Genomic DNA, 10,347 nt, shown 5'->3' with positions numbered 1-10,347 from the left:
GTCGGCCGGGCGCGCGGCGGCCTCGGTGGCGGCCTGGATCTCGGCGGCGGTCTCGCGGGCGACCTCGCGCCAGGCCTCGAAGGTGGCGAGCTCGATGGCCAGGGCCCGCTCGGCGGCCTGGGCGATGCGGGCGTCCAGCTCGGCTAGCTCCACCGTGGTGAAGCGGATCTGGTTGGCCAGGGTCTGGCGGTGGATGAAGGTGGCGTTCAGGGGCGCCGTCATCAGCGGCTCAGCCGCCTTGGCTGTGGTCTCGACGAAATAGCCCAGGACAGCATTGTGCCGGACCTTCAGGGCCACCCCGCTCTCGGCGGCCAGGCGCTGCTCGAGCGCCAGGATCACCCGGCGGCTGTCGTCGCGCAGGGCGCGGGCCTGATCCAGTTCGGGGCGCACGCCCGCGGCCACGAAGCCGCCGTCGCGGGCCTGGAGCGGCAGGTCGGTCCCCAAGCCCTCGTCCAGCAGGCGGCGGAACTCGGCCAGCCGGGGATGGCGGGCGCTGTCGAGGGCGGCCGCCGCGGTCAGGATCTCCGGCGGCGGCGCAGGCTCCAGCGGCCCGGCGGCGTCCGCGAACAGGGCGGCGATCTGGCCGCCAACGCTTAAGCCGTCCCGCAGGCAGCCCAGGTCACGCGGGCCGCCCCGGCCAAGCGCCAGCCGCGACAGGGCGCGGGCCATGTCGCCCAGGCCGCGCAGGGCCTCGCGCAACCGCTGACGTTGGCTGCGATGCTCCAGGAACCAGGCGATGGCGTCCAGCCGCACGCCGATGGCGTCCGGGTCCAGCAGGGGCCGGGCGAGACGCGCGGCCAACAGGCGGGCGCCCGGCGCGGTGATGGTTCGGTCGATGGCGCCCAGCAAGGCCCCGTCCCGCGAGCCCGACAGGCTCTTCTCGATCTCCAGGCTGGCGCGGGTGGCCGGGTCGATGGCCATGACGTCCGCCTCGCCAGCCCGCCGGGGCGCGGTGAGCGCCGGCAGCTTGCCGGCCTGGGTCGTCTCCAGGTGGGCGGCGATCAGGCCCAGCGCCGAAATCTCAGCCCCGGTCAGGGTCCCGAACCCATCCAGGGTCTCAACGCCATAGAGCCGCTTGAGCCGCGCCTCGGCCGCCGCCGGTTCGGACAGGGCCGAGGGCATGGGTTGGACCACGCCACCGGCCGCGCGCAGGGCGGCGTTCAAGCCCTCGTCGGCGAACAACCGGTCCGGAACCAGGATCTCGGAAGGCCCCAGCGCCGCAAGCGCCGAGGCCAGGCTGTCGCGGGCCACCGCCCAGCATTCCACCTCGCCGGTGGACAGCTCCACCGCCGCCACCGCCGCCGCGCCTGCCCGCACGGCCAGGGCCGCCAGGCGATTGGCGCCGCGGGCGTCCAGCAGGCCGTCCTCGGTCAGGGTGCCCGGCGTCACAACCCGGACCACGTCGCGCCGGACCACCGACTTGGAGCCCCGCTTCTTGGCCTCGGCAGGATCCTCCATCTGCTCGCAGACAGCGACCTTGAATCCGGCGCGGATCAGCTTGGCGAGATAGGCCTCGGCCGCATGCACCGGCACCCCGCACATGGGGATCGGCTGACCGCCGTGATTGCCGCGCGCCGTCAGGGTGATGCCCAAGGCGGCGGAGGCCTTCTCGGCGTCCTCGAAGAACAGCTCGTAGAAGTCGCCCATGCGGAAGAAGACCAGGGCGTCCGGCTGCCGCGCCTTGGTCTCGAAGAACTGAGCCATCACCGGCGTGGCGCCGGCGGCGTCGGGCAGGGTGGAGGCGGGGGGCAGGGGGGCGTTCATGGGCGGCGCAAAGGTTAACGGCGCCCGGCGCCCGCGTCATCCCCGGCCGGCGGCTTGATCCCAGCCCAAAACCCCGCAAGCTGTGGGAAAGTCGAGGAGGCGCCCATGCCCGCCCTGATCTTTCCCGCCGGACCGGCCGACGCCGAGGACCTGGCCCGCGTGCACGTGGCCGCCTGGCGAGAATCCTATCGCGGCTTGATCCCGGACGCCTATCTCGACCGGATGGACGAGGCGGCCCACGCCCGGCGGTTCCTCACCGACCTGACGCGATCCGGCGATCATGCCGCGACCCTGGCGGCGGCGGATCGCGGGGGACTGATCGGCTACGCTTCAGGCGGGCCGTCGCGGCGCAAGGTGGCGGGCGAGGCCGAGGTGCACACCCTCTATGTCCGGGTCACGGCCCAGCGCCTGGGCGTTGGCCGAGGTCTGCTCACCGGCATGGCGCGGATCTTCGCCGATCAAGGCGCCCGCAGCCTGATGATCTCCACCCTGCGCGACAACCTGCCGGCCCGGCGGTTCTATGAGCGGATGGGCGGGCGCGCCGAGGCGCCTCGGCAAGAGCATGGCCCAGGGGGTCTGCTCTACGAGGTCGCCTATGTCTGGCCCGAGCTTTCGACGCTGGTGGACTAGCCGACGGGATCAGCCGCCGGTCACGTCTTCCCAGAACCGCTTGGCCTTGCCGATGAAGCTGGCCGACTTCGGGTTCTGCTGCTCGCCGCACAGATCGGCCAGCTCGCGCATCAGCTCCTTCTGGCGGGCGGTGAGCTTGGTGGGGGTCTCCACGAACAGCTCCACCACCAGGTCGCCACGGTCGCGGGAGCGCAGGGACGGCATGCCCTTGCCCTTCAGGCGCACGGTGCGACCGGTCTGGGCGCCTTCGGGCACCTTGACCGTCATCTTGCAATTGCCGTCGCAGTTCTCGCCGCCCATCAGGCAAGGCGCCTCGATGTCGCCGCCCAGGGCCGCCACGGTCATCGGCACCGGGACGGTGCAAAGCAGGTCCAGCCCGTCACGCTCGAACAGCTCGTGCGGGATCACTGACAGGAAGAGGTAGAGGTCGCCGCGCGGACCGCCGTGCGCGCCCGCGTCGCCCTCGCCGGCCAGCCGGATACGGGCGCCGTCGTCGACGCCGGCGGGAATACGCACCTGCAGGGTCCGCTGCTTCCGCACCTGGCCGTGGCCATGGCAGTCCTTGCAGGGGTCCAGCACCAGACGGCCGGAGCCGCCGCAGCGCGGGCAGGCCCGCTCGATGGAGAAGAAACCCTGGCTGGCGCGCACGCGCCCGGCGCCGCCGCAGGAGCCGCAGACCGTCGGGCTGGTGCCCGGCTTGGCGCCGGAGCCCTCGCAGCTCTCGCAGGTCATGGCCGCCGGGACCACGATCTCAACCTCGGCGCCGGCATAGGCCTGCTCCAGGGTGATCTCCAGGTCGTAGCGCAGGTCCTGGCCGCGGGACGGACCGCTGCGGCGTTGCCGGCCCCCGAACATGTCGCCGAACACATCCCCGAACACCTCGGAGAAGATGTCGTTCATGTCCGCGCCGCCGAAGCCGCCGGGACCGCCCTGGGGTCCGTTCACCCCGGCGTGGCCGAACTGGTCATAGGCCGCGCGCTTCTTGGCGTCGGACAGGACCGAATAGGCCTCGTTGATTTCCTTGAACCGGCCGGCGGCCTCCTCGCAGCCGCCATTGCGGTCGGGGTGGTGCTCCATCGCCAGCTTGCGAAAGGCGGACTTCAGCGCGGCTTCATCGCAGCCACGGCTCACGCCCAGGATCTCGTAATAGTCCCGCATCGACGGTCAGGGCTTCAAATGGTCATGAAATAGGAGGTGGGAGGACGAAAGCCTCCCTGCAAGGTCCGGGCCGCAAGCCCGGGTGACCGGAGCCGGCGGCGACCGCATTGTGGGATGGGTCGCCACCGGCCGGATCGTCAGGCCGACTTCTTGTCGTCGTCGACTTCTTCGAACTCGGCGTCGACCACATCGTCGCCGCCTTGTCCCTGGTCGCTGGCCTCAGCGCCGCCCTGCTGGGCCGCGTACATGGCCTCACCAAGCTTCATCGAAGCCTGGATCAGGGTCTGGGTCTTGGCCGAGATCGCCTCGGCGTCATCCCCCTCCAGGGCCGACTTCAGATCGGCCAGGGCGGTGGTGATGGCGTCCTTCTCGGCCTGGCCGATCTTGTCGCCATGTTCGGCCATGGCCTTCTCGGTCGAGTGCACAATGGTCTCGGCCTGGTTCTTGGCCTCCACCAGCGCCTTGCGCTTCTCGTCGTCGGCCTTGTGGCTCTCGGCGTCGCGGACCATCTGCTCGATGTCAGCGTCGGAGAGGCCGCCATTGGCCTGGATGCGGATCGACTGCTCCTTAGACGTCGCCTTGTCCCGAGCCGAGACGTTGACGATGCCGTTGGCGTCAATGTCGAAGGTCACCTCGACCTGCGGCACGCCGCGGGGCGCAGGCGGAATGCCGACCAGGTCGAACTGGCCCAGCATCTTGTTGTCCTGCGCCATCGGGCGTTCGCCCTGGAAGACCCGGATCGTCACGGCCGACTGGTTGTCGTCCGCGGTCGAGAAGGTCTGGGACCGCTTGGTCGGGATGGTGGTGTTGCGCTCGATCAGCGGGGTGAACACGCCGCCCAGGGTTTCGATGCCCAGGGTCAGCGGGGTCACGTCCAGCAGCAGCACGTCCTTGACGTCGCCTTGCAGCACGCCCGCCTGGACCGCGGCGCCCAGGGCCACGACCTCGTCCGGGTTCACGCCCTTGTGGGGTTCGCGGCCGAAGAACTCCTTCACGGTCTCGACGACCTTGGGCATGCGGGTCATGCCGCCGACCAGGATCACCTCGTCGATGTCGGACTTCTTGAGGCCGGCGTCCTTCAGCGCCTGTTCGCAGGGCCCGATGGTCTTGGCGACCAGGTCCTCGACCAGGGCTTCCAGCTTGGCGCGCGACAGCTTGATGTTCAGGTGCAGCGGGCCCGAGGCGTTCATCGAGATGAACGGCAGGTTCACCTCGTACTGGGTGACGCTGGACAGCTCCTTCTTGGCCTTTTCGGCCTCTTCCTTCAGGCGCTGCAGGGCCAGCTTGTCCTTCCGCAGGTCAACGCTGTTTTCCTTGCGGAACTCGTCGGCCAGGTAGTCGACGATGCGCAGGTCGAAGTCTTCACCGCCCAGGAAGGTGTCGCCGTTGGTGGCCTTCACCTCGAACACGCCGTCGCCGATCTCCAGGATCGAGACGTCGAAGGTGCCGCCGCCGAGGTCATAGACGGCGATCTTCTTGCCGTCGTTCTTTTCCAGGCCATAGGCCAGGGCCGCGGCGGTGGGCTCGTTGATGATGCGCAGGACTTCCAGGCCGGCGATCTTGCCGGCGTCCTTGGTGGCCTGGCGCTGGGCGTCGTTGAAATAGGCCGGGACGGTGATGACCGCCTTCTCGACCTTCTCGCCGAGGTGCTGCTCGGCGGCTTCCTTCATCTTCTGCAGGATGAAGGCCGAGACCTGCTGGGGCGAATAGTCCTTGCCGTGGGCGCGAACCCAGGCGTCGCCGTTGGCGCCCTTGACGATGTCATAGGGGACCATGCCCTTGTCCTTCTCGACCATCGGGTCGGTGGACGCGCGGCCGATCAGGCGCTTGATCGCGAACAGGGTGTTGGACGGGTTGGTCACCGCCTGGCGCTTGGCGGGCTGGCCGACGAGGCGCTCACCGTCGTCCAGGAAGGCCACCACCGACGGGGTGGTGCGGGCGCCTTCGGCGTTTTCGATCACCTTCGGCGACTTGCCGTCCATGATCGCGACGCACGAATTGGTCGTGCCCAGGTCGATGCCGATGATCTTGCTCATGTCGAGTCTCTTACTCGCTCCTAGTTGGCGGACGTCGCCGTGAGGGCCTTGAACCCAAGCGCCCCGTTTCTGGTCGTCGTCCCCGGTTCGATTCAGGGTCTCGGGCGGTTACCCCGTCGGGTCTCCGCCGTCGAGTCGCGATATGGGATGTGGCGCGCCGCCTGCAAGGGCGTTTGACTCGTGTCAAATGGTCCGTAGGCGACGCCAAAGGGGGTCAAACCCTTGCGAGCAAGGGGCTTGAGCGGGGCGCGGGGGCCGCCGGGCGCAGGTCAGATGATCTGCTCGCGCTTCAACAGATCCAGCAGGCGGCGGAAATGCTGCATCGTCCGATGGATGGTCTCGGTGACCTCGGGCCGACGGATGACGTCTTCGGTGACCATCAGGCGACGGTCGGCCAGGCGGACACAATAGCCCATCTCCACCAGGGCGTTCACATGCCTGCGCACCGTCTCGCGAGGCATGGAGAGGGCGTTGGCCACCGCCATGGTCGAGACCGGACGCCGCTGCGCGTCGGAGATGACGCCGTCGCTATAGATCGCCGCCTCGTGCGAGGCCTTGCGGTCGCCCACCACGCTCGCCTGGGCCAGGGTCATGAAGATCATTGCGCGGGCCATGTCGCCGTCGAAGAGTTGGGCGGCTTCACCGACCCCCCGCAGAACGAAGTCCACCGCCACGCGGGACACCAGCCGTGAGCCCCGCACGTCGTCCACCGGCGGCAGGCCGGGTCCGCGATCAGGGCCTTGGGTCATCTAGGCGGCCTTCCGTGCGTGTGACACCCCGGCGCTAAGGGAGGCCGAGACCTTGAAGCGTGCGATCTCGGCGGCCAGCAGGCCGGCGCTCCCGCGCATGGCGTGGGCCGCCGCGGTGGTCTGCTCCACCATGGCGGCGTTCTGCTGGGTCATCTGATCCATCTGGTTGACGGCCACATTGACCTGGGTCAGGCCGGTCGCCTGTTCCCGGGCGCCGTTGGAGATGGCGTCGATCAGCTCGTCGATATGGGCCACCTGGTCGACAATGGTCGCCAGCGCCTGACCCGTGCGGCTGACCAGGTCGACACCGGTGTCCACATGAGCCGAAGACGCCGAGATCAGGCCCTTGATCTCCTTGGCGGCTTCCGCCGAGCGCTGGGCCAGGGCCCGCACTTCGGAGGCGACCACCGCGAAGCCCTTGCCGGCCTCGCCCGCCCGCGCCGCCTCGACCCCGGCGTTCAGGGCCAAGAGGTTGGTCTGGAAGGCGATCTCGTCGATCACCCCGATGATCCGGCCGATCTGGCCGGAGGACTCCGCGATCAGCGACATGGCCGCCACCGCCTGCTCCACCACCTCGGCGGAGTGGGCCGCACCGCCATGGGCTTGCGAGACGAAGCTGCGGGCCTCCGTCGCCCCGGTGGCGGCGCCCTTCACCGTCGCGGTGATCTGCTCCAGGGCCGCGGCGGTCTCTTCCAGGCTGGCCGCCTGCTTTTCGGTGCGCCGCGACAGGTCGTCGGCGGCGCTGGCGATCTCATCTGAGCCGGTCCGGACGCTGGAGGTCGCCTCGGCGATGGTGCTGAGCACCTGGTCCAGAGCTGTGACGGCGGCGTTGAAGTCGCCACGCAGCGCCTCGTACTCCTGCGGGAAGGCCTGGTTCAGGCGGCAGGTCAGCTCGCCGGCCGCCACGCGGGCGAGGCCGTCCGCCAGGGCCGAGACCACTTGGGCCCGCTCCTGGTCCTGGGCCGCGCGGACCTCCAGCACCTTGAGCTCGGCCTCATGGGCTGTGCGCTCCGCTTCTTCCTGGGCGGTGCGAAGGGCCCGGCGTTCCAGCACGCCATCGCGGAACACCGCCACCGACTGCGCCATCTCGCCGATCTCGTCGTCACGGGTGACATAGGGCGGCTCGCGCTCATAGTCGCCGCCCGCCAGCCGCATCATATAGCTGGTCATGGCCTCCATCGGCCGGACCACCCGGTGGCGCAGCAGCCGCAGGGCCAACATGGCCCCCACTCCGACCAGCACGCCGACCCCCAGCATCAGAATGCGGCTGAAACGGATCGCATGCGCGGCGCGCGCCTCGGCCTGCGCCACCTCGTCGGCCAGTCTGGGCACCAGCCGGTCGACGGCGTCGCGGTGCGTTATATAGGCGGCGTCGAGCTTGGTCTCCGCAGCCTCGATGGCGGCGTGGTCCCCCGCCGCGATGGCCGGCAGCAGGCCTTCGTTGGCGGCGCGCCAGAACGCGTCACCGCCAGACTTCAGCGGCCCCAGCAGCTCGGCCTTCATGTCCTCAGGAATGTCCGCCTTGGCCCAGACCGCCAGGCGGGTCTCATAGGCCTCATGCAGCCGGTCCAGCTTCGGCCGTACGACGGACAGGCTGTCCGGCTCGGTCTGCACCTCCTGCAGCAGGAAGTGCGACTCCACCAGGTAGAGCGGCGGCGGCAGGATGTCGGCGGTCAGGTCCTTGGCGCTCGAAATCCGCTCATAGGCCGCGCTGCCGATGCGGACCTGCTCCAGCGCCATGAAGGACACGCCGCAGAGCACCAGGAGACTGACAATGAAGAACACACCTAGCGCCCGAGTGGCGTGCGCGATGCGGAATGCCATGCCGAGGAAGCCCCTGAGAAAACTCGTTGATCGGCGTTATCCCGAGTTGACGTGATTAAATTGGACTTAATGCCGCACGCAGAGGCGCCCATGGTGGGCGCCCTGGATGGCGACGCTGGGTACCTGCCAAAAGTACGCGGAGCCACAGAGACTTAGACGATTCCAACTCGGCCGCAGCTACAGATTGCGACGACACATCACACCCTCCGCGGAGGTGATCCGAGCGGGTTTTGACTTCGCGGCCCGCCGGCCCCAGTCTCGCTCCAGATATTCAGGAGCGACAGCATGACCACGCTCACCCGTCCCGAGGGCACCGACCCCAAGGATGTCCAACTCACCCGCCGCGGCCTGGGCCTCGCGGCCCTTGGCGGCTACGCGGTCTATTCCGTCTCCGCCCAGGCCGAGCCGGTCCACACCGATGAGGCCGGCCTGGTCTGCGAGACCGTCCAACTGCCCGCCGCAGACCGGGGCGTGCCGGCCTATGTGGCCCGGCCCGACGCCAAGGGCCGGTTCCCCGTGGTGGTGGTGGTCTGCGAGGTGTTCGGGATCCACGAATACATCCGCGACACCTGCCGCCGGCTGGCCAAGCTCGGCTATGTGGCCATCGCCCCCGACTTCTTCGTCCGAGCGGGCGATCCCTCGAAGGTCAGCGATTTCAACGAAATTCGCCGGATCGTCTCCACCGCCTCCGACGCCCAGGTCATGGGCGACCTGTCCGCGGCCCTGAAATTCCTCAAGGCCCAGAAGTATGTCGACAAGGGCCACATGGCGATCACCGGCTTCTGCTGGGGCGGCGCCGTGGTCTGGCTGGCCTGCGAGCGGCTGAAGGAGTTCAAGGCCGGCTGCGCCTGGTACGGCCGCCTGTCGTCCCCCAAGCCCGGCGAGTTCCTGGGCGAACCCGGCCGCCAATGGCCGATCCAGCTGGTGGCCGATCTGAAGGCGCCAGTGCTGGGGCTGTACGCTGGGAAGGACCAGGGCATTCCGCAGACGGACGTCGAGGCCATGCGCGCCGCCCTGGTGGCCAACCGCAAGACCGACAGCTCCATCGTAGTCTATCCAGAGAGCCAGCACGGCTTTCACGCCGACTATCGCACCAGCTACGATCCCAAGGCCGCGGCCGATGGCTGGGCCCGGATGCTCGCCCACTTCGCCGCCAACAAGGTCAAGCCCAAGCCCGTGAGCTGAGGGCCCGTCAGCTGAGGGCCCGCCCGATCAGTGCGGCGGGTCGTCCTGGGGCGGCGGGGTGATGACGTCGAGCAGGTCGCCGACCTTGTCGTCCTGGCCGGCGCCGCCCTTGGCCGATGACGGCTCGGCGGCGACGGGCGTGTTCAGCTTGGAAGCGTCGGCGACGGCCTCGAGCGGATCCGGCTCCTCGGTCTTCTTGTCGTCCTGCGCCTTCTTCTCCTCGGGCGCGGGCGGCGGCGGCGGTTCGGTGGACAGCGGCAGGGCCTCCAGGGCGTCGACAGCCGCCGGCGCATCGGCCTGGGCCGGGCCTTCGCCGGGCAGGTGAGCCTTGGGCGGCACGCTTTGGAAGCCCAACACGAAACCGGTCACCGCGCAGGCCACGATGATGAAGGCCACGAACTTTCGGGTGCTGAGGGGCATGCTCCACATGCCCCGACACTTAGTGCGGATCGCGGTCCAGGGAAATCTCGATTCCGGACGGCGTTCGCGGGCGCGATCAGCCGCAGGCGAAGTAAACGCCTCTTAACCCTCTGCCGCCCATAGAGAGGGCTTCCAGAATGGGAGCAGGGTGGTCGAATGGCGCGGGCGGCGCGTAAGACGGGTCTGGAGTTGGGTCTCCACATCGCGGGTCTCGCCTGGTCGCACCCGAATACGGCCCGGCTGCGCGGCGGCCTGGTGGCCGCGACCGGGGTCGCCCTGGCCATCGCCCTCGCCACCTACAACGCCACAGATCCCAGCCTGAACGCCGCCGGCCTTGGCGGGCCGACCAACGCCCTGGGCGGCGTGGGCGCCACCCTGGCCGACATGGGCGTCCAGTCCCTGGGCCTCGCCGCCGGCGTCGCCGCCCTGCTGATGGTGATGTTCGGCCTCTACCGCGCCGTCTCGCCCGAGCCGGACCTGACCCGCCGGGTGGTCCGCCTGCGCGCCCTGGTCGGCGTGCTGGGCCTCCTGGCTCTGGCCGGTCTGCTGGCCGCCCCGCCGCCGCCCCACGCCTGGCCCCT

9 protein-coding genes are annotated in these 10,347 nt (G+C 69.6%); 3 read left to right on the top strand and 6 right to left on the bottom strand.

The window, feature by feature from the left end; genetic code table 11:
* On the bottom strand, positions 1–1,764 hold a 1,764-nt coding region (mutS, locus tag ACFQ27_RS19910; RefSeq protein WP_377354806.1), incomplete at its 3' end, for a DNA mismatch repair protein MutS.
* A 105-nt stretch (positions 1,765–1,869) separates the two neighbouring features.
* Between mutS and ACFQ27_RS19905 the strand changes: the two genes are divergently transcribed.
* A complete protein-coding gene (locus ACFQ27_RS19905; RefSeq protein ID WP_377354805.1) occupies positions 1,870–2,394 on the top strand; it encodes a GNAT family N-acetyltransferase in 525 nt (174 codons plus the stop codon).
* Between the two features lie 9 nt (positions 2,395–2,403).
* Here ACFQ27_RS19905 and dnaJ read toward each other — a convergent pair whose 3' ends face one another.
* From dnaJ to ACFQ27_RS19885, 4 genes are all read right to left on the bottom strand, one after another.
* A complete protein-coding gene (gene dnaJ / locus ACFQ27_RS19900) occupies positions 2,404–3,552 on the bottom strand; it encodes a molecular chaperone DnaJ (protein WP_377354804.1) in 1,149 nt (382 codons plus the stop codon).
* 137 nt (positions 3,553–3,689) lie between these two features.
* Complete coding sequence (dnaK, locus tag ACFQ27_RS19895) at positions 3,690–5,588, bottom strand: molecular chaperone DnaK (protein WP_374343922.1); 1,899 nt, start codon at positions 5,586–5,588, stop codon at positions 3,690–3,692.
* A gap of 269 nt (positions 5,589–5,857) precedes the next feature.
* Positions 5,858–6,337: a hypothetical protein gene (locus ACFQ27_RS19890; protein WP_377354803.1), complete on the bottom strand. Its 480-nt coding sequence runs from the start codon at positions 6,335–6,337 to the stop codon at positions 5,858–5,860.
* Positions 6,338–8,161: a methyl-accepting chemotaxis protein gene (locus ACFQ27_RS19885; protein WP_377354802.1), complete on the bottom strand. Its 1,824-nt coding sequence runs from the start codon at positions 8,159–8,161 to the stop codon at positions 6,338–6,340.
* Between the two features lie 285 nt (positions 8,162–8,446).
* Between ACFQ27_RS19885 and ACFQ27_RS19880 the strand changes: the two genes are divergently transcribed.
* Entirely contained in the window at positions 8,447–9,346 is a 900-nt protein-coding gene (locus ACFQ27_RS19880) for a dienelactone hydrolase family protein (protein WP_377354801.1), read from the top strand.
* A 27-nt stretch (positions 9,347–9,373) separates the two neighbouring features.
* On the opposite strand, the gene ACFQ27_RS19875 is transcribed toward ACFQ27_RS19880, so the two are convergent.
* Positions 9,374–9,766: a hypothetical protein gene (locus ACFQ27_RS19875; protein ID WP_377354800.1), complete on the bottom strand. Its 393-nt coding sequence runs from the start codon at positions 9,764–9,766 to the stop codon at positions 9,374–9,376.
* 156 nt (positions 9,767–9,922) lie between these two features.
* Here ACFQ27_RS19875 and ACFQ27_RS19870 point away from each other — a divergent pair.
* A partial coding sequence (locus ACFQ27_RS19870) for a DNA translocase FtsK 4TM domain-containing protein (protein ID WP_377354799.1) occupies positions 9,923–10,347 on the top strand: 425 nt, incomplete at its 3' end.

It is taken from the genome of Phenylobacterium conjunctum, from assembly GCF_042679085.1.
Taxonomy (GTDB): Bacteria; Pseudomonadota; Alphaproteobacteria; order Caulobacterales; family Caulobacteraceae; genus Phenylobacterium; species Phenylobacterium conjunctum.
This window is presented reverse-complemented; position numbering and strand designations above follow the sequence as displayed.

Excerpts from the sequence above, each read along its gene's own strand:
- ACFQ27_RS19905 (WP_377354805.1), top strand. The coding sequence starts at position 1,870 with ATGCCCGCCCTGATCTTTCCCGCCGGACCGGCCGACGCCGAGGACCTG.
- dnaJ (WP_377354804.1), bottom strand. The coding sequence starts at position 3,552 with ATGCGGGACTATTACGAGATCCTGGGCGTGAGCCGTGGCTGCGATGAA.
- dnaK (WP_374343922.1), bottom strand. The coding sequence starts at position 5,588 with ATGAGCAAGATCATCGGCATCGACCTGGGCACGACCAATTCGTGCGTC.
- ACFQ27_RS19890 (WP_377354803.1), bottom strand. The coding sequence starts at position 6,337 with ATGACCCAAGGCCCTGATCGCGGACCCGGCCTGCCGCCGGTGGACGAC.
- ACFQ27_RS19885 (WP_377354802.1), bottom strand. The coding sequence starts at position 8,161 with ATGGCATTCCGCATCGCGCACGCCACTCGGGCGCTAGGTGTGTTCTTC.
- ACFQ27_RS19880 (WP_377354801.1), top strand. The coding sequence starts at position 8,447 with ATGACCACGCTCACCCGTCCCGAGGGCACCGACCCCAAGGATGTCCAA.
- ACFQ27_RS19875 (WP_377354800.1), bottom strand. The coding sequence starts at position 9,766 with ATGCCCCTCAGCACCCGAAAGTTCGTGGCCTTCATCATCGTGGCCTGC.